Source organism: Leucobacter muris (genome assembly GCF_004028235.1).
GTDB classification, from domain to species: Bacteria; Actinomycetota; Actinomycetes; order Actinomycetales; family Microbacteriaceae; genus Leucobacter; species Leucobacter muris.
The window spans coordinates 991,317-1,013,215 of sequence record NZ_CP035037.1; the positions used below are offsets into that span (position 1 = coordinate 991,317).

Here is a 21,899-nt window from a genome sequence, read left to right on the forward strand (position 1 = left end):
CGCGATGGCGATGACACTCGACGAGCTCGCGGAGAACGGGCACATCGCGGCCGACTGGGCCGCCGCGCTCCAGCCGATGGGCGACCGTCTCGCCGAGCTCGGCAGGTTCCTGAACGCCGAGCGGGCTGCCGGGCAGCGGGTGCTTCCCGCGGGCGATCGCATCCTCGCGGCCTTCCAGCGGCCGCTCGCCGACGTGCGGGTGCTGATCGTGGGGCAGGATCCCTATCCGACGCCGGGTCATCCCATCGGCCTCTCCTTCGCCACCGCTCCCGATGTGCGCCCGATCCCGCGCAGTCTGCAGAACATCTACCGCGAACTGCACGACGACCTGGGCGTGCCGCCGGCGGCGCACGGCGATCTCACGTCCTGGGCTGATCACGGCGTCATGCTGCTCAACCGAGTGCTGACGGTGCGCACGGGGGCGCCCGCGTCGCACCGTGGCAAGGGCTGGGAGACCTTCACCGAGCACGCGATCCGCGCGCTCGCGGCCCGCGGCGGGCCCCTCGTCGCGATCCTCTGGGGCAATGACGCCCGGTCGCTCGCGCCGATGCTGGGGGCGGTGCCGCGCATCGAGAGCCCGCACCCGTCGCCGCTCTCGGCCTCGCGCGGCTTCTTCGGGTCGCGCCCGTTCAGCCGTGCGAACGACGCGCTGGTCGGCCAGGGCGCCGACCCCGTCGACTGGCGGCTCGCCGAGGCCGGGTGACGGGCTCCGCCCCGGCCTCGAGGCGCAGGGGCGGTCGGCCGGCGCGGCGGCGCGCCCGTTCGCGGGGCGGTCCGCTCTCGGGTGGTCGGCGCCGCCATAGCGCTTTTCCGTGCGTCCGCGGCGAGTGTTACGCCGTGCTGCGTTCGATGACGCCGTGCTACGCGGTATGAAGGGGCGTCGTAACATTACTGTGCATCCGCTTATGTGACCCATGCGCTGAGCTTCTAGATGGGGATCCCGGATCGGAATCGGGATCGCCGCGAGCACAGCGTAAGGATGAACATGACGGCACGAACACTGACGGCCGCCGGGGAGACCCGGCTCGCCGGAGCATCGGTCACCCGGGTGGGGTTCGGTGCGGCCAGGCTCACGGCGGGAGACGGCTGGGGAGCCCCGCAGGATCCGGCCTCGGCCCGCAACCTCCTCCTCGCCGCGGTCGACGCGGGCTACGACTACATCGACACCGCCGACGCGCTCGGCCCCGGAATCAGCGAGCAGCTGATCGGCGAGGCGCTCGGCAACCGCGACGACGTGCTCGTCGCCACCAAGGTCGGCATGCTGCGCCCCGCCCCCGACGCGTGGGGCGTGCTCGGCCTGCCCGACTACCTGCGGCAGCAGATCCGCCTCAGCCTGCAGCGCCTGCAGCGAGACCGGATCGATCTGCTCTACCTGCACCGGATCGACCCCGACTACCCGCTCGCCGATCAGCTCGGCGCCCTGCAGGAGGCGCGGGACCGGGGCGACGTCGGCGCCATCGGCGTCAGCGAGCCCACCGCCGCGCAGCTCGAACAGGTGATCGCCGTCGAGCCCGGTCTCGCGGCCGTGCAGAGCCTCTACAACCCCGTCGCCCGCCGCAACACGGCGGTGGCGTCGCGGGCTCGCGAGCTCGGGATCCCGTTCGTCGCCTACTGGCCGCTCGTGGGCCGCGGCCTGCGCGCCGAGGACAAGGAGCGGCTCTTCGCCGAGTTCAGGTCGATCGGCGAGCGCATCGACCTCACCCCGCACCAACTCAGCCTGGCCTGGATCTTCACCACGCAGCCCCACTCGCTCGCCGTCGCCGGCTCGAGGTCGATCGGGCACCTGGTGCAGAACCTCGTCGCGGCCGGAGTCGAGCTCGACGGCTGCCTGGTGGCTGAGATATCGCAGGCGGTGGAGCGGGTGCTGGGCGGAGTGCCCTTCGACCCCCGATTCCCGGAGGAGGAGCGATGAGCCGCACCGGCACCGACCCCCTCGAGGTCTACACGGCATACGGAGCATCGGCGCAGCGGGCGGGCTCCGACGAGATCGTCGCAGGCACCCCGTTCGCCGGCGCGGACCGCGACACCGCGGCACGCGCGACGCAGCGCATCGAGTCCGTGCGGGGCGACCTCGAACGACTCGCGATCGAGCTGCACGACGATCCCGAGATCGGCTTCGAGGAGCACCGCAGCGTGGCCCGCATCGCCGAGCTGCTGGCGCGCCACGGCTACGAGGCCGAGGTGGGCGCGTTCGGGCTCGACACCGCCTTCCGGGCCACGGTCGGCACCGACGGGCCGCACTTCGCCATCGTGGCCGAGTACGACGCGCTGCCCGGCATCGGGCACGCCTGCGGGCACAACATCATCGCGGGCATCGCGGCGGGCGCGTTCATCGGTCTCGCCCCCGAGATCGCCCGCATCGGCGGCCGCCTCAGCATCATCGGCACGCCGGCCGAGGAGGGCGGCGGCGGCAAGGAGCACGTGATCCGCGCCGGCGGCTTCGACGACGTGGACGCGGCCGGCATGGTGCACCCCTCCGTGGGAGACCAGGTCTCTCCCGTCTACGGCTCGGGCACGAGCGGGGTGCGGCGCATCCGGGTGCGCTATCGCGGCCGCGCCGGCCACGCGGCGCTCAGCCCGTATCTCGGCCTCAACGCGCTCGACGCCGTGGTCACCGCCTACCAGTCGATCGCGCAGCTGCGGCAGCACATCCTCCCGATCGACCGCATCCACGGGATCATCACGAACGGCGGTGCGGCCGCCAACGTGGTGCCCGAGCTCACGGAGGCCGAGTTCCTCATCCGCTCGACCGAGATCGAGACGCTCAAGGTGCTCACCGAACGCGTGATCGACATCCTCGAGGCCGCGGCTCTCGCCACCGGCACGACCGTCGAGATCGACGCCGACTTCGAACCGCCCTACCTGCCGCTCAAGCAGAACGTCGCACTCGTCAAGCACTGGGCGCGCCACCTCGAGCAGCGGGGGCGCACGGTGCCGCTCACACCCGCCCGGGCCACCCAGGGCGGCCCATCGACCGACATGGGCAACGTGAGCTGGCTGATCCCGGCGATCCACCCGGCTCTCGGCCTCGGCGGCGCGCCCGACGTGCTGCCGCACAACGCCGCTTTCGCGGCGAGCACGGTCGAACCGGCCGCCTTCGACGCGCTCGTCGACGGCGCCTCCGCCCTCGCGGGGCTCGCAGCCGACTACCTCGTCGACGCCGAGCTGCGCGAGGCCGCGCTCGCCGAGTTCGAGCAGCGCGGCGGACGCAGGCGGTGGGAGCGGTGACCGCCTCGGCCGTCGCCGCGCGCACCGCCCGGGTGCCGCGCATCGCCGCCCCGAGATGGTTGCGCGTGCTGCTGCGCAGCGTGCTCGATCTCGTGCTCGTCGTGTGGCTGGCGGCGACCGTCGCGTTCCTCGCGCTGCGCCTCATCCCGGGCGACCCGCTCGACGTGCTGCTCTCGGGCGTGCAGGACGCGACGCCCGAGATGCGAGCGGCGATCGCCGCCCACTACGGGCTCGATCAGCCGGTGATCGTGCAGTACTTCGCCTACCTGCTGGGCGTGGTGCAGGGCGACCTCGGCACCAGCTACCACCGCGGGGCCCCGTCTCAGAGGTGCTGTTCGGCGAGCTGGGAGCGACGGTCGAGCTCACGGTGGCCGCCATGCTGCTCGCCGTGGTGCTCTCGGCGGCCATCGCGCTGCTGACCAGCGGGCAGCGCCCCGCCGTGCGCTTCGTGGCGCAGGCGCTCGAGATCGTGGCGGTGTCGGTGCCGTCCTTCTGGCTGGGGATCGTGCTGATGACGATCTTCTCCTTCGGACTGCGCTGGGTGCCGGCCTTCGGCAACGAGTCGCCGGTGGCGCTCGTGCTGCCCGTCATCACGCTCGCGGTGCCGCTCGTGGGCGTCATCACCCAGATCCTGCGCGAACGCGTGGAGCATCAGCTGCACGAGCCGTTCGTCACCACGATCCGCGCCCGCGGGGTGGGCGAGGCCGGGCTGCGCTCGAGGCACCTGCTGCGGCACGCGAGCGTACCGGCCCTCACCCTGAGCAGCATCATCTTCGGCTCGCTGCTCACCGGCACCGTGATCATCGAGACGCTCTTCGCGAGGCCCGGCATCGGCCGGGTGATCGTGATGGCGCTGCAGAATCGCGACGTGCCGGTCGTGCTCGGGTTCGTGATCTTCGCCGCGCTCGTCTTCATCGTCATCAACACCGTGGTCGATCTGCTGCTCCCGCTGATCGATCCGCGCCTGAAGGAGGAGCGATGACGCTCGAAGCCCTGCGTCCGACTCCGACCGGATCCCGCGCTCGCCGCCGCGAGCTCCCGCCCCCGGGGGTGCTGCTCGCGCTCGCCGTCTTCGCCCTGCTGGTGGTGGCCGCGCTGGCGCCCGGCCTGTTCACCGGTCAGGATCCCATCGCGAGCGACCCCCGCGACTCGTTCGCCGGCCCGAGCGCCGAGCACTGGCTCGGCACCGACCAGCTGGGCCGCGACCAGTTCTCGCGGCTGGTGCACGGCGCGAGGTACTCGATCCTGCTCGGCCTCGGTGCGACGCTCATCGGCCTCGTCGGGGGCGTCGTGCTCGGGGTGCTCGCGGGTTACGCGAGAGGGGTGTGGGATCGCGCCATCACCCGCTTCCTCGACGTGCTGCTCGCGTTCCCCGACGTGCTCGTGGCGCTCGTCACCATCACGGTGCTGGGCCCGGGGGAGTGGAGCCTGATCTGGGCGGTCGGCCTGGGCCGCATCCCGGGATCGGCGCGACTCGTGCGCGGCGAGGTGCTGCGCATCCGGGAGTCGGGCTTCGTGCGCGCCGGGGTCGGTCTGGGTCTCAGCCCGGCTCGCCTGATCCTGCGCCACGTCGTGCCCAACAGTCTCGGCCCCGTGCTGGTGCACGCGGTGCTCGGCGTGGGAGTCAGCATCATCTTCGGCGCGTCCCTCAGCTTCCTCGGCCTCGGCGCGGTGCCGCCCACGCCCGAGTGGGGGCTCATGCTCTCGGAGGCCAGGCAGTACCTCAGCATCGCCCCCTGGACGGCGATCTGGCCGGGCCTGTTCATCACCGTGACGGTGGTCTCGATCACCGTCGTCGGCCGCTGGTCGCAGCAGCGGTTCATCGCGAAACGGAGTTCACTATGACGACGCCGCTCGTTCATGTCGAAGACCTCTCGGTGCGCTTCGGCGCGCTCACCGCCGTCAGCGGGGTCGGCTTCCGTCTCTATCCGGGCCAGTGCGTCGCGCTGGTGGGCGAGTCGGGATCGGGGAAGTCGGTGACGGTGCGCAGCCTGCTCGGTCTCGTCGGCCGGGGCTCCACCGTCGAGGCCGCAGCGCTCCGCCTCCGCGACCGCGACCTGCTCGCGCTCACTCCGCGGGAGTGGCGGGAGGTGCGTGGAGCCGAGGTCGGCCTCGTGCTGCAGGACGCGCTCGTTTCGCTCGACCCGCTCGCCCGCGTCGGGGCGCAGGTCGCCGAACCGCTGCGAGCCCACCGCAGGCTCGGCCGCTCGGGCCGCGTCTCCCGCGCGATCGAGCTGCTCGAACGCGCGGGGGTGCCGGAGGCGCCCGTGCGGGCGAGGCAGTACCCGCACGAGCTCTCGGGCGGCCTGCGCCAGCGGGCGCTCATCGCGAGCGCGGTGGCGGCCGGCCCCGGAGTGCTGATCGCCGACGAGCCGACCACGGCGCTCGACGTGACCGTGCAGGCCCAGGTGCTCGAGCTCCTCGCGGGGTTGCGGGCCCAGGGCACCGGCCTCATCCTCGTGAGCCACGACCTCGCCGTCGTCTCACAGATCGCCGACGAGATCCTCGTGCTCAACCGCGGCAGGGTGGTCGAGCAGGGTCGCACCGAGCGCGTGCTCGGAGCTCCCGAATCCGAGTACACGAAGCAGCTGCTCGCAGCGATCCCCTCGCAGCGCTCCCGGGGCAGGCGGCTCTCGGCGCCCCCTGCGCCGGGCCCCGCCGCGGGCGGGCCCGGCGCGTCGCCGGCGTCGTCGGCGTCATCGGCGCAGGCATCCGCACCGGTCGACGACGAGCCGGTGCTGCAGGCCCTCGACCTCGTCAAGCGCTACCGGCGACCGGGCGGGGGGCGCACCGCGGCCCTCGACGGCGTCTCGTTCGCGCTGCGCCGTGGCAGCACGCTCGGCATCGTCGGAGAATCGGGATCGGGCAAGTCGACCGCCGCCGACGTCGTGCTCGGGTTCACCGAGCCGGACGCGGGGGAGGTGCTGCTCGACGGCCTCGCCTGGTCGACGGCGCCCGAGCGCGAGCGCCGGGCGCGCCGCAACCGCATCCAGTCGATCTCGCAGGACCCCCTCGGATCCTTCGACCCGCGCGCCGACGTGCGCTCGATCCTCTCGGAGGCGCTCGAAGCGATCGGCGTGCCCCGCTGCGAGCGGCGCGACCGCGCCGTCGAGCTGCTCGAGCGCGTCGATCTCGGCGCCGAGCATCTCGCGCGCAACCCCCTCGAACTGTCGGGGGGGGGCCAGCGCCAGCGGGTCGCGATCTCCCGGGCGCTCGCGACCGATCCCGAGGTGCTGGTCTGCGACGAGGCGGTCTCCGCGCTCGACGTCTCGATCCAGGCGCAGGTGCTCGACCTGCTCGCCGAGTTGCAGCGCAGCACGGGCATCTCGCTGCTGTTCATCTCGCACGACCTCGGCGTGATCCGCCACGTCGCCGACGAGGTGCTCGTGATGCGCCGCGGCCGGGTGGTCGAAGCGGGGCGCACCCAGGCCGTGTTCGAGCACCCGCAGCACGACTACACCCGACGACTCGTCGACGCGATCCCGAAGCTCCGCTTCTCGCCGCCGACCCCGACCCACACCACCACTCCCACCCCTCACGAAAGCATCTCCCCATCATGAAACGGAAACACCTCATCCTCCCCGCCCTCGCCCTCGCCGCGGCCCTCGGGCTGTCGGCCTGCTCAGCGAGCGGCCAGGCCGCCGAGCCTGGCGGCGACCGCGGCACCCCCGTCGCGGGCGGCACCCTCACCTACTTCGCCAACACCGAGCCACCGGTCTGGGACGGCCAGCGCATCCCGAGCCTGAACGCCAACTCGATCAACAGCTCCATCTTCGACACCCTCGTCGCGCAGGCCGACGACGGCACCTACCGCCCGGGGCTCGCCACCGAGTGGGAGATCAGCGACGACGGGCTCACCTACACCTTCACGCTCAGGGAGGGCGTCACCTTCCACGACGGCTCGCCCTTCAACGCGGAGGTGCTGAAGCAGAACCTCGACCGCCCGCTGAACGAGCCCGACCTCGCGACCGTCTCGACGGGGATCGCCGAGAACACCGTGGTCGACGAGCACACCCTCCAGGTGCGGCTCAGCCGCCCCAACGCCGCGCTGATCCACGCGTTCTCGACCCCGCACTGGCCCATCTACTCGGGCGAGGTGCTCGCGAACCACAGCGCGGCCGAGCTCGCCGCGTCGCCGGAGCTGTCGATCGGCACGGGCGCCTTCAAGGTGAAGGAGTACACGAAGGGCTCGCAGCTCGTGCTCGAACGCAACGACGAGTACGACTGGGCCCCCGAGACGTGGGAGCACGAGGGGCCCGCCTACCTCGACGAGGTGGTGGTCCAGTTCGTGCCCGAGACGCAGGCCCGCATCGGGGCTCTCACCTCGGGGCAGGCCGACGCGATCGACCAGGTGCCGCCGCTCAACATCCCCGAGGTCGAGGGCGCGGGCCTCACCGTGCTCGAGAAGGACAACACCGGCACGCCCTACTACATCGCGCTCAACCCCAACCTCGCACCGTTCGACGACAAGAACGTGCGTCTCGCCTTCCGCGAGGCCATCGACGTCGACGGGCTGCTCGAGGGCGTCTACGCGGGGGTCTACGAGAAAGCGTGGAGCACGACCCTGCCCGACACCCCGCCCGCCGGCTCGTTCGACGAGACCCTCGTCGACAGCTGGGGCTACGAGCCCGACCACGCGATCGAGCTGCTCGAGGAGGCCGGCTACACCGAGGTCGACGACGAGGGCTACCGCGTGAAGGACGGCGAGCGGCTCACCCTGCAGTGGTACGTCGACAGCCTGTACCAGCAGACCGACCAGCGGCAGCAGCTCGGCGAGGCCGTGGCGTCGTCGCTGAAGGAGGCGGGCTTCGAGGTCGTGCGCACCCCGTTCGACTCCGCGGCCTACACCGCCGAGCTCGCGAAGGGCGAGCACCACCTCTCCGACTCGTCGCGCGGCTTCGCCGACGTGGGCACCTCGGTGTTCCCCTTCACGACGATCGCGATCCCGAGCTCGAACGGCGGCTCGGGCATCAACTACGGCCTGCTCAGCGACCCCGAGATCGACGCCGCCTACGGCATCATCAACTCCTCGCTCGAGCCGCAGGAGCGCATCGACGCCGCGAAGGTCGTGCAGCACCGCATCCTCGACGAGGGCTACGCCGTGCCGCTCTACGTGCCCAAGAAGATCGTCGGCACGACCGATGAGGTCGGCGGCTGGAAGTTCGACGCCGTGGGCTACACCGACACCTTCTACGACGTCTGGCTGCAGCAGTAGCCGCACCCGATCCGGGCCGGCGGAGCCCTCGCCCCGCCGGCCCGTCACACCAACGAAAGGAACGGTCACATGCCCCGCATCGACCTCTTCTACTACGGCGACACGTCGCCGGGACAGTCGCCGGCGCGGCTCTACCGCGAGATCGAGCAGCAGGTGGTGCTCGGCGACGCCCTGGGGTACCACGGCGCCTGGTTCACCGAGCACCACTTCGGTTCGCGCGGCGAGATCCCCGACCCGCTCAGCCTCATCGCACGGCTGAGCGGCGTCACCGAGCGCATCCGCTTCGGCACGGCGATCGCGTGCGCCCCGTACTACCACCCGATCCGTCTCGCCGAACAGGCCGCGCTCATCGACGCGCTCTCCGGCGGGCGTCTCGACCTCGGTGTCGGCACCGGCATGACGACCGAGGAGCTGTCGAGGGTCTGGGGGTTCGAACCGGGCGACGCGGCTCAGCGCGCCCGCGAGATCCACGAGATCCTGCGCCAGGCCTTCGACGACGGCGTGGTCGACTTCGAGGGCGAGCACTACTCGTTCTCGAACGTCGAGATCTCGCCCCCGCCCGGCCGCCCGGCGAGCGACGTGATCTGGACGGCCGCCGGCAGCAACGCGATCCCCCTCGCCTCGCAGCACGGCTTCCGGCTGATGATCCCGCGCCCCCTCCCGCTCGCCGAGCGGCTGCGCATCAACGAGGAGTACCGTCGAGCGGTGCCCGGCGGCGAGGTGGTGCACCTGCGGTCGGGCCTCGTCGGGCCGACCGCCGAGATCGCGCGCGAGCGAGCGGTCGAGTTCCTGCGCGAGTACGCCGCGATCTATCTCAGAACCGACTGGCGCGGCGGCCCCGACAGCGCCGACTTCGACGAGATCGCCGAGCGGCTCTCGTTCGCCGTGGGCACCGCGAGCGAGGTCGCCGACAAGATCTGGCCCTGGACCGAGCAGTTCTCCGGTACCGAGGAGACGGCCATCCAGTTCCACGGGCCGCACGTGCAGCACCAGCACGTGCTCGAGTCGATCGAGCTCTTCGCCGCCGAACTGCCGGGCCTGCAGGCGGACTCCCCGCGCACGAGTGCGCCCTGGGTCGACCGCGGCATCCCCGACCGCCCCGTGCCACGGGACCTCTCACCCTTCACGAGCGGGATCGGCGAACCCGACGTGACCAGCAGACTGGCGCGCGTGTAGCGGCCGGACCACGACGAATCAGGAGAACACGACCATGACCACGCAACCGCTGCACCCGCCCCTCGGCACCCGGAGCCCGGCGGGCACCACCGACATCGGCGAGCGCCTGCGCATCGGCTTCATCACGCACCTCGACCAGAGCGAGGACGTCTCGACGGTCTACCGCGAGAACATCGGGCTCGTGCAGCAGCTCGAGCAGCAGGGCTACGACAGCGCCTGGATCGCCACGCGCCACTTCGGCAGCGGCTGGGCCACGCTGCCCACCCCCTACGCCTTCCTCGGCGCCCTCGCGACGAACACCGAGCGGATCGGAATCGGCACGGCGGTGCTGCCCGTCATCTTCGACGACGCGGTGCGCGTCGCCGAAGAGCTCTCGGTGATTGACCACCTCTCGGGGCACCGCCTGCTCGCCGGCCTCGGCAAGGGCGTGCCGAGCGACTCCTACCACGTGTTCGAGGCGTACGAGCCCGACCGCGACCGCAGCTTCGAGCACAAGATCGACACTCTGCACTGGGGCCTCGAGGGCAACCGCATCGAGGGCGGCAGCGCCTCGATCTACCCCGCCAACACCGCGCTGCAGGGCCGCCTCTTCCACGGCAGCTCGAACCTCGACACGATCCGCTTCGCCGCGCGCCGCGGCGACGGATTCATCCTCGAGCGCTTCGGCAACGGCCCCGAACGGCACCCGGATCAGCGGCGCGCGTTCCAGCAGCGCCAGGCCGAGTCGGTGCTCGAGTACCGTCGTGTCTTCCGCGAGACGTGGGGCGAGACCCGCACCCCCTACGTGGTGACGTCGCGCACCGCCTACCCCGCCGAGACCACGCAGCGCGCCCTCGAGGAGGCCTCGGTGCGCGCAGCCCACTGGAACGAGTACGCGGGCCTCCTCGGCCGCGTCAACCCGGAGCACTCGCCCGCCGATCAGCTGCTCTCGGACAACTTCGTGTGGGGCGATCCCGAGACCCTCGCCGCGGATCTGCTCGACGACCCCACGGTGCTGCTCTCGGACGAGCTGGTGCTCGGCATCCACCCGACCCTGCACACCGTCGAGGAGACGGCCGAGAAGGCTCGGATCCTTATCGAAGAGGTCGTCCCGCTGCTGCGCGAGGGCTGGGCCCGCGGGCGGGCGGAGCTGCTCGCGGGCGAGCGGGCCGGCGCCGAGCCGGTCGGTGCCGAGCAGGTCGGCGCCGAGCGGGCCGAGGTGCTGCCGTGACGGCGCGCGCGGCCGAAGCTGCCGGGGCGGCGGATCCCGGTTCGGCGGAGGATCCGCGCCCCTCCCGGGCCGCCTTCGCGGGGGAGTGGCGCGAGTGGCAGCGCCGTCGCCTCGCCGCGGCCGCCGCCCCGCACGGCACGGCGGCGCTCGCGCTCACGCGCTGGCTGGACGGCGAACCGCGCGCCGTGCCCGGGCTGCCCGGCCTGTGGCGCGCGCAAGGCGGAGACCTCGTCGGCTCCGACTTCGAGCCCGGCGACTACGCCCTGCCCGACGGCACCCCGCTCGAGAGCCACGCGGTGCTCGCGGCCGACGGGCACCCGGAGCTCGCGGCGGGATCGCGGGTGGTCCGCCGGTTCGAGCGCGACGGATCGCTCGCCATCAGGGTCTTCGACCCCGAGGGAGAGGGGCGCCGAGAGCTCCGGGGCATCGACGCCTTCGACCCCGACGAGTCGTGGCGCGTCGACGCGCGCTTCGAGCCGGGGGCCGAGCAGCGGCAGATCGAGCTCGCCGACGGATACCTCAAGACGGCCGAGACCTCCGGAAGCCTCGCGTTCTCCCTGAACGGGCAGCCGCTCCGGCTCACCGCCACCCTGCGGCCCGACGCGGTGTCGGTCGTGTTCGGAGACACCACCAACGGCGACGAGACCTACGGCTTCCGGTTCCTCGCGGTGCCGCTTCCCGATGCCGACGGTCGCACGGAGATCGACTTCAACCGGGCTTTCCTGCCGCCCTGCGCGTTCAGCGACCAGTTCGTCTGCCCGCTGCCGACCCCCGAGAACCGGCTGCCGGTGGCGATCAGGGCGGGCGAGCGCCGGGTGCGGCGCGCAAGTCCGGGCGGCGCCCGGACGCGGGTCGCGGGCGGTGAGGCATGAGCGAGCGCATCGTCGTGGTCTCCGGCACCCTCAGCAGGCTGTCGAAGACCACCGTGCTGGGCCGTGCGATCGCCGAGGCCGTGCGGGAGTACCGCGACGGCGAGATCAGCGTCATCGAGATCGCGCAGCTCGCCGAGGAGATCGGCCGATCGCTGATCCTCGGCGCTCCCACGGAGCCGCTGCGGGCTGCGATCGCGGAGGTCGAGAACGCCGACGTGCTCGTGGCGGTCTCGCCCGTGTTCAAAGGCGGGTACTCGGGGCTCTTCAAGCACTTCTTCGATCTCGTCGACCCCTACGCGCTCACGAACCGGCCGGTGATCCTCGGCGCGTCGGGCGGGAGCGTGCGCCACTCGCTCGTGGTCGACTACGAGCTGAGGCCCCTGTTCACCTACCTCAACGCCGCCGTGTCGCCGGTGGGCGTCTTCGCCACCTCCGACGACTTCGCCGACGGAGCGATCGCTGACCGCGGGCTGCTCGCGAGGATCGACCGCGCCGCCGTGTCGCTCGCGGTGCACACCGGCCTCGAACGCGCGGTGACGTAGGGGCGTCGGGTGCTCGGAGATCGTGTAGAATCGATGGCTGTACTTCGGCGAGGGGCGCGCAGACGCCCGTGATCGACGCGGTAGAGCCTCTTTGCGGGCCCTTCTGACGCGCCACACGGCGAGACATCATCGACCAGGCGGGCCATCCGCCTCAGTTGGGCGCGAGCCCGCAAGGAGAGAACACCATGAGCGAGACCAACCAGCTCGTCGCGAACACGCGCGACAACTTCGGCAAGGGCGCCGCGCGCAAGCTGCGCGCCGCGGGTCAGACCCCCGCCGTCGTCTACGGCCACGGCACCGACCCGGTGCACGTCTCGGTCGAGACCCACCCGCTGAGCCTCATCGTGCGTCACGCCAACGCCATCATCGAGCTCGACATCGACGGCCGCCAGGAGCTCGTGCTCGTCAAGGACGTGCAGAGGGATCCGGTGCGCCAGATCATCGAGCACATCGACCTGCTCGTCGTGAAGAAGGGCGAGACCGTCGAGGTCGAGGTGCCCGTGCACGTCACCGGCGAGTCGTTCTCCGGCACCAACGCCCTGCAGGAGCTCAACACCCTGCGCCTCAGCGTTCCCGCGACCTCGATCCCCGAGAACGTCGAGGTGAACGTCGAGGGTCTCGAGGAGGGCGCCCAGATCCTCGCCGGCGCCGTGGCCCTGCCCGCCGGTGCGACGCTGCTCGATCCCGAGGACCAGCTGGTCGTGCACGTGGTCGTGCCGCGCGGCGCCGCGGGCGACGAGGACGAGGCCGCCGAGGAGGCCGCGGAGTAGGTCTCCGGCTCTTGGCCCGTCGGGTCGGCGCTGCGTCGCCGCCCGGCGGGCTCTTCGTCTCTCGGGGCGGATGTCGGTGGTCTCTGCGATCATCGTGAGCGAGGGGAGACGGATGTTCTGGCAGAAGCGAAGGAAAGAGGATCGCGTGTCCGATGACAGCTGGCTGATCGTCGGCCTCGGCAACCCCGGGGCGAAGTACGAGGCGACCAGGCACAACGTCGGGCAGATGGCGCTCGACGTGCTGGCAGATCGCATCGGCGGCCGGTTCTCACCGCACCGCACCGGTTCGCGCGTCGCCGAGGGGCGGGTGCGGCCGGGCGGGCCGAAACTCGTTCTCGCGAAGTCGAACGGGTACATGAACACATCGGGAGGCCCGGTCTCGGGCCTCGCCAAGTACTACGGCGTGCCCGCCGATCGCATCATCGTGATCCACGACGAGCTCGACGTGCCCTTCGACTCGATCAAGCTGAAGCAGGGCGGCGGCCACGGCGGCCACAACGGCCTGCGAGACATCGCGAAGGCGCTCGGCACCCCCGAGTTCCTGCGGGTGCGGGTGGGCGTCGGTCGCCCGCCGGGTCAGCAGGACGCGGCAGACTTCGTGCTGCGTCCGTTCGGCTCGAACGAGCGCCAGGCGCTCCCGGTGCTGCTCGAAGACGCTGCCGACGCCGCCGAGGCGCTCGTCGACGAGGGCCTCCTCACCGCGCAGCAGCGCTTCCACGGCAGGGCCGTCAAGTGACGCTGCGGGGCATCGACCGGCTGCTCGAGGCGTCGCCGTCGTTCGCGCGGGCGCTCGACGCCGCCGACGGCTCGGTCGCGACCGACGCCGACTTCTCGGTCGCCGAGGGGTTGCGAGCCCCGCTCATCGCCGGGCTGCTGCGGCGGCGTCGCGAAGCGGGCGACCACGGCGCACTGCTCGTGATCGCGGCGACCAGCCGCGAGGCCGACGCGCTGCGCTCGGCCCTCGCCTCGCTCGTGCCCGAGGCCGTGACCGCCGAGTTCCCGGCGTGGGAGACGCTGCCGCACGAGCGGCTGAGCCCCAGCGCCGAGACCGTCGGTCGCCGTGCCGCGGCCCTGCGGCTGCTGCGTGAGCACACCGCGTCGCAGCCGCTCGTCCTGGTGGCCTCCGTGCGGGCGGCGCTGCAGCCCGTGTCGCCGCACGCCGCGCAGGCAGAGCCGCTGGTCCTCCGCCCCGGCGAGCAGCCGGCGGCCTCGGGGTCCCCAGGTCGTGGGCTCGACCTCGTCGCGCGCGAGCTGGTGCTGCGCGCCTACACCCGCGTCGACATGGTCACCCGCCGCGGCGAGTTCGCGGTGCGCGGCGGCATCCTCGACGTGTTCCCGCCCACCGCCGAGCAGGCGCTGCGAGTCGACTTCTTCGGCGACGAGGTCGACCAGATCCGCCGCTTCGCGGTCTCCGACCAGCGCAGCGCGGGCGACCCCGTTCCCGAGCTCGAGCTGTGGCCGGCGCGCGAGCTGCTGCTCACCGACGACGTGCGCGAGCGCGCGGCCCAGCTGCTGCCGCGCTTCCCCGCGCTCTCCTCGCTGCTCGAGAAGATGAGCCAGGGCATCCCCGTCGAGGGCATGGAGAGCCTGCTGCCGCAGCTCGTGCCCGGGGTCGCGCCGCTCACCGCGCTGCTGCCGCAGGGCGGCGCCGTGGTCGTGGCGTCGCCCGAGCGCGTCGCGGGCCGCGCGGTGAGCCTCGCCGAGACCAACCGCGAGTTCCTCGAGGCCGCGTGGAGCGCCGCCACCGCGGGGGCCGACGCGCCCGTGCCCACCGAAGACAGCGGCATGCTCTCGGTCTCCGAGCTGCGCGCCGCCTCCCGGGGCCGACCGTGGTGGACGGTCTCGACCTTCGTCGCGGGCGACGGCGATCCGACGGATGAACCCGCCTCGCCCACCGAGCCGGTCGAGGGCGGCGCCGGTCCTCACCCGGAGGCCGATCACATCAACGTGGCCGGCGGCCCCTTCCCGCGACCGGCGGCGGGAGCCGACGCGACGAGCGCCGCGATCCGCCTGTTCTCCGAGCGACTGCGCGAGGGCTGGCGGGTGGTCGTCACCGCGCAGGGCGTCGGCCTCGTCGAGCGCGCCCGCGACGTGCTGGTCGAGGCAGGGGCGGCCGCCCGCATGGTCGACGAGCTGCCCGAGCGCCTCGAACCCGGTGTGGTCTACCTCGTGGCGGGCACGGCCTGGTCGGGCTTCGCGAGCGACGAGGCCGCGCTGCTGCTCGCGAGCGAGGCCGAGTTCTTCGGCCGCTCCGTCGGCTCTCAGGCGGCGAGCGGTCAGAAGCTGGCGCGCCGCCGCGGCAAGAACGTCGTCGACCCGCTGAAGCTCGTCGCGGGCGACTACGTGGTGCACGAGACCCACGGCATCGGCCGCTTCGTCGAGCTGACGCAGCGACTCGTGCCCACCGGCATCGGGCGCGACGCGGCGAAGGCGCTGCGCGAGTACCTGGTGCTCGAGTACGCGTCGACCAAGCGCGGCATGCCCAAGGACAAGCTGTACGTGCCCACCGATCAGCTCGACCAGCTCTCCCGCTACGTCGGCGGCGAGGCCCCGCCGCTCTCGAAGATGGGCGGCAGCGACTGGGCGAACGCGAAGAAGAAGGCGCGCAAGGCGGTGCGCGACATCGCCGTCGAACTGGTGAAGCTCTACTCGGCGCGCGTCGCGTCGAAGGGCCACGCGTTCTCGCCCGACACCCCGTGGCAGCACGAGCTCGAAGAGGCGTTCCCGTACGCCGAGACGCTCGACCAGCTCACCACCATCGATGAGGTCAAACGAGACATGGAGCGCGCGATCCCGATGGATCGCCTCATCGCGGGCGACGTGGGCTTCGGCAAGACCGAGGTGGCGGTGCGGGCCGCGTTCAAAGCCGTGCAAGACGGCAAGCAGGTCGCCATGCTCGTGCCGACGACGCTGCTCGCCGAGCAGCACCTCGAGACCTTCCAGAACCGCTTCGCCGGGTTCCCGGTGCGCCTGCGCGCCCTCAGCCGCTTCCAGAGCGACGCAGAGGCGAAGGACACGATCGACGGGCTCGCCGCGGGCACCGTCGACGTGGTCATCGGCACGCACCGGCTGCTCTCCGACAACGTGCTCTACAAAGACCTGGGGCTGCTCATCATCGACGAGGAGCAGCGCTTCGGCGTCGAGCACAAGGACGCGCTGAAGAAGCTCAAGACCAACGTCGACATCCTCGCGATGAGCGCCACCCCGATCCCGCGCACGCTCGAGATGGCCGTGACCGGCATCCGCGAGATGTCGACCCTCGCCACCCCGCCCGAGGACCGCCACCCGATCCTCACCTTCGTGGGCCCCCGCAGCGACAAGCAGATCACGGCCGCGATCCGCCGCGAGCTGTTGCGCGAGGGGCAGGTGTTCTTCGTGCACAACCGTGTCTCGTCGATCAACCGCGTCGCGGCGCAGATCTCCGAGCTCGTGCCCGAGGCGCGGGTCGCGGTCGCGCACGGCAAGCTCGGCGAGCACCGGCTCGAGCAGGTCGTGCAAGACTTCTGGGAGCGCAAGTTCGACGTGCTCGTCTCGACCACCATCATCGAGACCGGGCTCGACATCGCGAACGCCAACACGATCATCATCGACAGCGCCGACAAGTACGGGCTCAGCCAGCTGCACCAGCTGCGCGGACGTGTGGGCCGCAGCCGCGAGCGCGCCTACGCCTACTTCCTCTACGACCCCGACAAGCCGCTCACCGAGACCGCGCACGAGCGCCTCGAGACGCTCGCCACCAACAACGAGCTGGGCTCTGGCATGCAGGTCGCCCTGAAAGACCTCGAGCTGCGCGGCGCGGGCAACCTGCTCGGCGGCGAGCAGTCGGGGCATATCGCCGGCGTCGGCTTCGACCTCTACCTGCGCATGATCGGCGAGGCCGTCAACACGTTCAAGGGCGAGGAGTCGACGGGCCCCGTCGAGCTGGTGCTCGAGCTGCCCGTCGACGCGCACATCCCCGAGGAGTACGTCGAGAGCGAGCGCCTGCGCCTCGAGGCGTACCAGAAGTTCTCGGCCGCGTCTCATCCGCAGGCACCCGAGGACCACGTCGCCCTCGTGCTGGAAGAACTCACCGACCGCTACGGCGAGCCGCCCGCCGAGGTGCAGCGCCTCGCCGCGGTCTCGGCGCTGCGCCGGCGCGCCGCGAAGCTCGGTCTCTCGAAGGTCGTCGCGGCGGGCCCCGCGCTGCGCATCGAGCCCGTCAAGCTGCTCGACTCCCGCCGCATGCGCATGAACCGCATGTACCCGGGTTCGCGCTACACCGAGGCGACGGGCACGCTGCAGATCCCGCTGCCCGGCGGCACGGCGCTCGCCCGCAGTCCGCTGGCGGGAGTGGGGCAGCGCGCCACCGGCGACGAGGGAGACATCGTCGCCTGGGCGGGGCGCGTGCTCGCGACGCTGCTCGAAGAGGAGGCCGCGCCCGCGCAGTGAGCGGCGCCCGAGCCGCTGCATCCGGCGGGTGCGGGCGAGCCGGCCGATCCACGACCGCGGGTGGCGGCCGGCCGGGCCTCCTCACGAGCCTGCCAGTCGGCGTCAGTAGGGTGGAAGCCATGGATCAGGACGAAGACGCCGACCGACCCGCCGCGACGCCGAGCACTCCCGGCGCCGCGGCAGCGGCATCCGCCCGCGACGCCGAGGCCCTCGCCGCGGCGATGCAGACCGTGCGCACGATGGTGCGACCGGGCGGCTGCGCCTGGCACGGCGTGCAGACCCACGAGACCCTCACCCCCTTCCTCGTCGAGGAGACCGCGGAGTTCATCGACGCCGTCGAGCGCGGGCTGCCGGCCGACGAGGTGCGCTCCGAGCTGGGCGACGTGCTCTATCAGGTGCTCTTCCACGCGGCGATCGCCGAGCGCGACGGCGAGGGCTACGATCTGGCCGGCGTGGCCGAGGCGCTCAACGAGAAGCTGATCGCCCGGCACCCGCACGTGTTCGGCGACCGCGGCGAGATGACGGTCGACGAGCTGCACGCCGAGTGGGAGCGCCTGAAGGAGGACGCGGCGGGGGAGGAGCGCGGATCGCGGGGCCCTCTCGACGGCATCCCGGCTGGCATGCCCACGCTCGCGCGTGCGGCGAAGGTGGTCGAGCGCCTGAAGCGAGCCCGGCTCGTCGACCCGAGCGCGGGGGAGAGCCACCCCGACGACCCGCTCGCCACCGCGATCGGACCGGATGAGCGGCGCATGGCCGAGAACGGCATCGGCGACGCCATGCTCGCCCTCGTCGTGCGCGCGAACGCCGCGGGCGTCGATCCGGATCGTGCCCTGCGGCTCGCGGTCGACCGCTTCACCGCGCGCGTCACCCACGGCGAGTAGCGGGCCCTGCGCACGCGGCTGTGCTCCGCATCCGGAGCGTCCGCGCGCGGCGATCGGGCCGGGATCCCGCCCGTGGTCAGGCTCAGCTGCCGCCCCACACCGCCCGCAGCACGGCGACCGCGTCGTCGAAGCCGGTTCCCTCGCGCTGCGCCGCCTCGGCGAGTGCGCGGGCGTGCTCGACGACCGGCCCCGCCGCGCGTGACGCGCCGGGCGCCACCCGGGTGCCGGCGGCGGTGCGGGTGACGACGAGGCCCTCCTGCTCGAGCGCGCGGTAGGCCTTCGCGGCGGTGGCCTGCGCCACCTCGAAGTCGCGCGCGGTCTGCCGAACGGTCGGCAGACGCTCGCCGTCGCCCAGCTGACCGGAGCGGATCGCACCGCGGAACAGTCCGGCGATGTCGTCGGCCGTGCGCGGCGCCGGAGGTGCCGGATCCATAGAGGTCATCGTACGGCCTCGGCGCCCGGCCGAGCCGCCGCGGTGCCCGGCGCGGGGTGCGGGTCGGCACTGCCCGCCCCGGGACGGCGGGCCGCCGCCGCACGCCAGGTGTCGACCGCGAGACGCAGCAGCAGCGCGGCGCCGATGCCCTGCACGACGTAGCCGCCGAGGTGCAGGAGCGGAGCGACGCTCTGGTAGCCCGTGCCCACGAAGAATCGCTGCGCGCCCGGCTCGCCCCCGTTGTCCTCGAAGACCCCCACGATGATCTGGCCGATGAACCCCACGTGGGCCCACACGGCGCCCAGGGTCAGCAGCAGGCCGCCGAGCGCGAGCAGGGTGAGGATGCGCGCCGTCGCCGTGCGCTCCTCGCGCACCTCGGGCGCCGACGCGCGGGCGACGAGCGGCCGGTTGGCGTCGGAGCTGAGCAGCGCCGCGAGCGCGGCCCCCGCCGCCAGCAGGGCGACCAGGGTGGCGAGGTGGTTCGGCCAGCCCGCGCCCCAGACGTACCCCATGTCGTTCTGCATGACCATGAACTCGGGCAGGCCCGAGTCGGCCGGGCCGACGCCGTAGCGGTTGCCCCCGTCGGGCAGCGGCACGCCGATGAGCATCTGCCAGGCGACCGTCACGAGCAGCAGGGCCGCGGCTCCGGCGAGCAGCCACAGGGGCGTTCGCGGTGCGAAGGCCCACCAGCGCCGCCGGGGCGATATGGTGCGCTCGCCGGGTGCGGGCAGCGGCTCGCGCCGCAGTACGAGCCAGGCGACCACCACGACGGCGGCGGCTGCGAGCAGCGGTGCGGCGCGCTGCCACCAGCCCCCGTGCCTCCCGATGGGGTCGAGGGTGGCGAGCCAGCTCGTCGCCGACGCGACGGCGACCACCGAGAGGGGGCCGGCGATCCCGATCCGGGCGAGCGCGTCGGCGCGGCGCCCGCTCTCGGGCAGGGAGACGATACGGCGGGGGCGGATCCACGAGAGGCCGAAGAGGACGGCGCCGAGGGTGAGCGCCATCTCGACCGGGAACAGGTCGAAGAAGGTGCGCAGGCCCGTGAAGAACCAGGTGGTGATGTCCATGTCGCTCCCGTCGTCGGGCGGTCGGGCGGCCGCGAGTGCCGGTCTTTGTGCTGCAAATCTAGCACAAATTGTGCTGCGTTCCCGATACAAGTTCGCCCGCGGTGCGGGCGGGATGCGCCGGCGTGGAAGAATGGGTGACCATGGCAGCACCCGTGAACCCGCCGCGCGGCATGCGCGACTTCCTCCCCGCAGACAAGGCGCGCCGCGAGCACGCGCTCGGCGTCATCAAGAGCGTCTACCGCTCGCACGGCTTCGACGAGATCGAGACACCGGTGGTCGAGGACTACGCGCGGCTGCACGCCGGGCTCGGCGGCGACAACGAGAAGCTCAGCTTCTCGATCCTGAAGCGCGGCATCCGGCCCGAGGCGCTCGCCGCCGCGAGCGAGGCCGGCAACGCCGAGCAGCTCGCCGACCTCGGCCTGCGCTTCGACCTCACCGTGCCGCTCACCCGCTTCTACGCGAGCCACCGCGCAGAGCTGCCGCCCGTCTTCCGCGCCATTCAGATCGCCCCGGTCTGGCGCGCCGAGCGCCCGCAGAAGGGCCGCTACCGCCAGTTCGTGCAGGCCGACATCGACATCATCGGCGAGGCGGGGCTGCTCGCCGAGATCGAACTCGTCACCGCCACCTCGCAGGCGCTCGCGGCGCTCGGGCTCGACTGCTGCGTGATCCGCGTCAACGACCGGCGAGTCCTCTTCGGCCTGCTCGAGCACTGCGGCTTCCCCGCGGACACCCACGACCGCGCGCTCATCACGGTCGACAAGCTCGACAAGATCGGCGCCGAAGGGGTCGTCGAGGAGCTGCGCGAGATCGACGCCGCCGCCGCCGAGCGGATCGGGGCCGTGCTCGCCTCGGTCGAGCCGGCGCTCGCGGGGGAGGGCATCGCGCTCACGCGATCCGCGATCGAGGCCGCCCTTCCCGGCGCCGCGCAGAACCCCGGAGCCGCAGCGGGCATCGAGAACCTCGCCCAGCTCGGCGAGGCCCTCGACGGCGCCCTGCCCAGCGGGGTGACCGTGCGCTTCGACCCCACGCTCGTGCGAGGCATGGGCTACTACACGGGCACGATCTTCGAGGTCGCCCACCCCGGCTCGGGCAGCTCGGTCGGCGGCGGGGGCCGGTACGACGGCATGGTGGGGCGCTTCCTCGGCCAGGACGTGCCCGCGGTCGGCTTCTCGATCGGCTTCGAGCGGGTGGTGGATCTCATCTCCTTGCCCGAGTCGAGCGGGCCCGAGGCGGTCGCGCTCGTCTACGACGCCGACGTGCCCTTCGCCGAGCTCGTCGCCCTCAAGCGCGAGCTCGTGGCGCGCGGGCACCGGGTGCGGCTCGAGAAGCGGCAGAAGAACATGAAGGCGCTGCTGGCGAGGATCGCGGCCGAGGGCTTCACGAGCTTCGCGAACGTGCGCGCGGGCGCGGGCGTCGACGCGCTCGAGCTGCGACCGCTCTCGGACTGAGCGCCCGCCGCCGGGGCTGCCGAGCGCCGACCGTTGACGGGGAGCGGCCGCGGTGCGACGCTGATCGTGAACCGCCGCTCGTGCGGACGAAAGCGAGAACCGTCATGACCACGCAGATCTTCGTCAACATCGCCTCCGACGACCTCGAACGCTCCACAGCGTTCTACACCGCGCTCGGATGCGAGATCAACCCGCTCTTCACCGACGAGAACGCGGCCTGCGTCGTCTGGGACGAGCAGGTGTTCTTCATTGGTGCTCACGCGCGACTACTTCGCGACGTTCACCGACAAGCCCGTCGCCGACGCGAGGAGCGTCGCCCAGGTGCTCATCGCGCTGTCGCGCGACTCCCGCCAGGCGGTCGACTCCACGGTCGACGCCGGGCTCGACGCGGGCGGCACGGAGCCGAAGGCGGCGCAGGATCTCGGGTTCATGTACTCGCGGGTGCTCGAAGACCCCGACGGCAACATCCTCGAGTTCCTGTACATGGACCCGGCCGCCGCCGAGCAGGGCCCCGACGCCTACACCCCGGTCGACGCCTGAGGGGTCCGTGCGGGGCGAGTTCGCGGGGAGCGGGCCCGGGCCTGCCGCTACACTTGGGGGCGGCGCGGACAATCGCGCCGCATACCGGC

The 21,899-nt window shown here is 72.5% G+C and carries 19 protein-coding genes and 1 pseudogene; 18 read left to right on the forward strand and 2 right to left on the reverse strand.

The features are described from left to right. Positions 1-4: 4 nt before the first annotated feature. The 16 genes from Leucomu_RS04660 (at position 5) to Leucomu_RS04730 (ending at position 18,322) form a co-directional block, all read left to right on the forward strand. Positions 5-703 (forward strand): uracil-DNA glycosylase, encoded by a 699-nt coding sequence (locus Leucomu_RS04660; protein ID WP_017885206.1) that lies wholly within the window; start codon positions 5-7, stop codon positions 701-703. Positions 704-985: 282 nt separating this feature from the next. Then, complete coding sequence (locus Leucomu_RS04665) at positions 986-1,912, forward strand: aldo/keto reductase (RefSeq protein ID WP_164884508.1); 927 nt, start codon at positions 986-988, stop codon at positions 1,910-1,912. Further along, positions 1,909-3,228 (forward strand): amidohydrolase, encoded by a 1,320-nt coding sequence (locus Leucomu_RS04670; protein ID WP_017885204.1) that lies wholly within the window; start codon positions 1,909-1,911, stop codon positions 3,226-3,228. Before Leucomu_RS04665 ends, Leucomu_RS04670 begins: the two co-directional genes overlap by 4 nt. After that, positions 3,225-3,647, forward strand: coding sequence for an ABC transporter permease family protein (locus Leucomu_RS15445; RefSeq protein WP_228407284.1), 423 nt, complete (start codon positions 3,225-3,227; stop codon positions 3,645-3,647). Before Leucomu_RS04670 ends, Leucomu_RS15445 begins: the two co-directional genes overlap by 4 nt. Next, the gene (locus tag Leucomu_RS04675; RefSeq protein ID WP_228407285.1) at positions 3,557-4,210 is read left to right on the forward strand and encodes an ABC transporter permease; all 654 of its coding nucleotides are present in this window, start codon (positions 3,557-3,559) and stop codon (positions 4,208-4,210) included. The genes Leucomu_RS15445 and Leucomu_RS04675 overlap by 91 nt, the downstream gene beginning before the upstream one ends. Beyond that, positions 4,207-5,073 carry an ABC transporter permease gene (locus tag Leucomu_RS04680; RefSeq protein ID WP_128386494.1) on the forward strand — a complete coding sequence of 289 codons (867 nt, stop codon included), beginning with the start codon at positions 4,207-4,209 and terminating at the stop codon, positions 5,071-5,073. The genes Leucomu_RS04675 and Leucomu_RS04680 overlap by 4 nt, the downstream gene beginning before the upstream one ends. Continuing rightward, positions 5,070-6,788: a dipeptide ABC transporter ATP-binding protein gene (locus Leucomu_RS04685; RefSeq protein WP_128386495.1), complete on the forward strand. Its 1,719-nt coding sequence runs from the start codon at positions 5,070-5,072 to the stop codon at positions 6,786-6,788. Before Leucomu_RS04680 ends, Leucomu_RS04685 begins: the two co-directional genes overlap by 4 nt. After that, on the forward strand, positions 6,785-8,443 hold the full coding sequence (locus Leucomu_RS04690) for an ABC transporter substrate-binding protein (RefSeq protein WP_128386496.1): 1,659 nt from the start codon (positions 6,785-6,787) through the stop codon (positions 8,441-8,443). The genes Leucomu_RS04685 and Leucomu_RS04690 overlap by 4 nt, the downstream gene beginning before the upstream one ends. A 69-nt stretch (positions 8,444-8,512) precedes the next feature. Then, positions 8,513-9,619: an LLM class flavin-dependent oxidoreductase gene (locus Leucomu_RS04695; protein WP_128386497.1), complete on the forward strand. Its 1,107-nt coding sequence runs from the start codon at positions 8,513-8,515 to the stop codon at positions 9,617-9,619. 34 nt (positions 9,620-9,653) lie between these two features. Further along, positions 9,654-10,829 carry an LLM class flavin-dependent oxidoreductase gene (locus Leucomu_RS04700; protein WP_128386498.1) on the forward strand — a complete coding sequence of 392 codons (1,176 nt, stop codon included), beginning with the start codon at positions 9,654-9,656 and terminating at the stop codon, positions 10,827-10,829. Further along, positions 10,826-11,701 (forward strand): DUF1684 domain-containing protein, encoded by an 876-nt coding sequence (locus tag Leucomu_RS04705; protein ID WP_164884509.1) that lies wholly within the window; start codon positions 10,826-10,828, stop codon positions 11,699-11,701. The genes Leucomu_RS04700 and Leucomu_RS04705 overlap by 4 nt, the downstream gene beginning before the upstream one ends. Further along, complete coding sequence (locus Leucomu_RS04710) at positions 11,698-12,243, forward strand: CE1759 family FMN reductase (RefSeq protein WP_128386500.1); 546 nt, start codon at positions 11,698-11,700, stop codon at positions 12,241-12,243. The genes Leucomu_RS04705 and Leucomu_RS04710 overlap by 4 nt, the downstream gene beginning before the upstream one ends. A gap of 185 nt (positions 12,244-12,428) precedes the next feature. Continuing rightward, entirely contained in the window at positions 12,429-13,013 is a 585-nt protein-coding gene (locus Leucomu_RS04715; protein WP_017885194.1) for a 50S ribosomal protein L25/general stress protein Ctc, read from the forward strand. A 145-nt stretch (positions 13,014-13,158) separates the two neighbouring features. Continuing rightward, positions 13,159-13,749, forward strand: coding sequence for an aminoacyl-tRNA hydrolase (gene pth, locus Leucomu_RS04720; protein WP_017885193.1), 591 nt, complete (start codon positions 13,159-13,161; stop codon positions 13,747-13,749). Further along, the gene (mfd, locus tag Leucomu_RS04725) at positions 13,746-17,441 is read left to right on the forward strand and encodes a transcription-repair coupling factor (protein ID WP_128386501.1); all 3,696 of its coding nucleotides are present in this window, start codon (positions 13,746-13,748) and stop codon (positions 17,439-17,441) included. Before pth ends, mfd begins: the two co-directional genes overlap by 4 nt. Positions 17,442-17,560: 119 nt before the next feature. Beyond that, complete coding sequence (locus Leucomu_RS04730; RefSeq protein WP_017885191.1) at positions 17,561-18,322, forward strand: MazG nucleotide pyrophosphohydrolase domain-containing protein; 762 nt, start codon at positions 17,561-17,563, stop codon at positions 18,320-18,322. An 82-nt stretch (positions 18,323-18,404) separates the two neighbouring features. Here Leucomu_RS04730 and Leucomu_RS04735 read toward each other — a convergent pair whose 3' ends face one another. Continuing rightward, positions 18,405-18,755, reverse strand: a complete 351-nt coding sequence (locus Leucomu_RS04735) for a GntR family transcriptional regulator (protein ID WP_017885190.1) — start codon at positions 18,753-18,755, stop codon at positions 18,405-18,407. 5 nt (positions 18,756-18,760) lie between these two features. Further along, complete coding sequence (locus tag Leucomu_RS15130) at positions 18,761-19,822, reverse strand: hypothetical protein (RefSeq protein WP_164884510.1); 1,062 nt, start codon at positions 19,820-19,822, stop codon at positions 18,761-18,763. 140 nt (positions 19,823-19,962) lie between these two features. Here Leucomu_RS15130 and hisS point away from each other — a divergent pair, with 140 nt between their 5' ends. Continuing rightward, on the forward strand, positions 19,963-21,270 hold the full coding sequence (hisS, locus tag Leucomu_RS04745) for a histidine--tRNA ligase (RefSeq protein ID WP_128386502.1): 1,308 nt from the start codon (positions 19,963-19,965) through the stop codon (positions 21,268-21,270). Positions 21,271-21,374: 104 nt separating this feature from the next. Beyond that, positions 21,375-21,810: pseudogene (locus tag Leucomu_RS04750) on the forward strand (VOC family protein). Positions 21,811-21,899 lie beyond the last annotated feature (89 nt).

What these genes read in the sequence shown, in the direction of transcription:
- Leucomu_RS04660 (WP_017885206.1), top strand. Translation starts at nt 5, where the DNA reads ATGGCGATGACACTCGACGAGCTCGCGGAGAACGGGCACATCGCGGCC.
- Leucomu_RS04665 (WP_164884508.1), top strand. Translation starts at nt 986, where the DNA reads ATGACGGCACGAACACTGACGGCCGCCGGGGAGACCCGGCTCGCCGGA.
- Leucomu_RS04670 (WP_017885204.1), top strand. Translation starts at nt 1,909, where the DNA reads ATGAGCCGCACCGGCACCGACCCCCTCGAGGTCTACACGGCATACGGA.
- Leucomu_RS04680 (WP_128386494.1), top strand. Translation starts at nt 4,207, where the DNA reads ATGACGCTCGAAGCCCTGCGTCCGACTCCGACCGGATCCCGCGCTCGC.
- Leucomu_RS04685 (WP_128386495.1), top strand. Translation starts at nt 5,070, where the DNA reads ATGACGACGCCGCTCGTTCATGTCGAAGACCTCTCGGTGCGCTTCGGC.
- Leucomu_RS04690 (WP_128386496.1), top strand. Translation starts at nt 6,785, where the DNA reads ATGAAACGGAAACACCTCATCCTCCCCGCCCTCGCCCTCGCCGCGGCC.
- Leucomu_RS04695 (WP_128386497.1), top strand. Translation starts at nt 8,513, where the DNA reads ATGCCCCGCATCGACCTCTTCTACTACGGCGACACGTCGCCGGGACAG.
- Leucomu_RS04700 (WP_128386498.1), top strand. Translation starts at nt 9,654, where the DNA reads ATGACCACGCAACCGCTGCACCCGCCCCTCGGCACCCGGAGCCCGGCG.
- Leucomu_RS04710 (WP_128386500.1), top strand. Translation starts at nt 11,698, where the DNA reads ATGAGCGAGCGCATCGTCGTGGTCTCCGGCACCCTCAGCAGGCTGTCG.
- Leucomu_RS04715 (WP_017885194.1), top strand. Translation starts at nt 12,429, where the DNA reads ATGAGCGAGACCAACCAGCTCGTCGCGAACACGCGCGACAACTTCGGC.
- Leucomu_RS04730 (WP_017885191.1), top strand. Translation starts at nt 17,561, where the DNA reads ATGGATCAGGACGAAGACGCCGACCGACCCGCCGCGACGCCGAGCACT.
- Leucomu_RS04735 (WP_017885190.1), bottom strand. Translation starts at nt 18,755, where the DNA reads ATGGATCCGGCACCTCCGGCGCCGCGCACGGCCGACGACATCGCCGGA.
- Leucomu_RS15130 (WP_164884510.1), bottom strand. Translation starts at nt 19,822, where the DNA reads ATGGACATCACCACCTGGTTCTTCACGGGCCTGCGCACCTTCTTCGAC.
- hisS (WP_128386502.1), top strand. Translation starts at nt 19,963, where the DNA reads ATGGCAGCACCCGTGAACCCGCCGCGCGGCATGCGCGACTTCCTCCCC.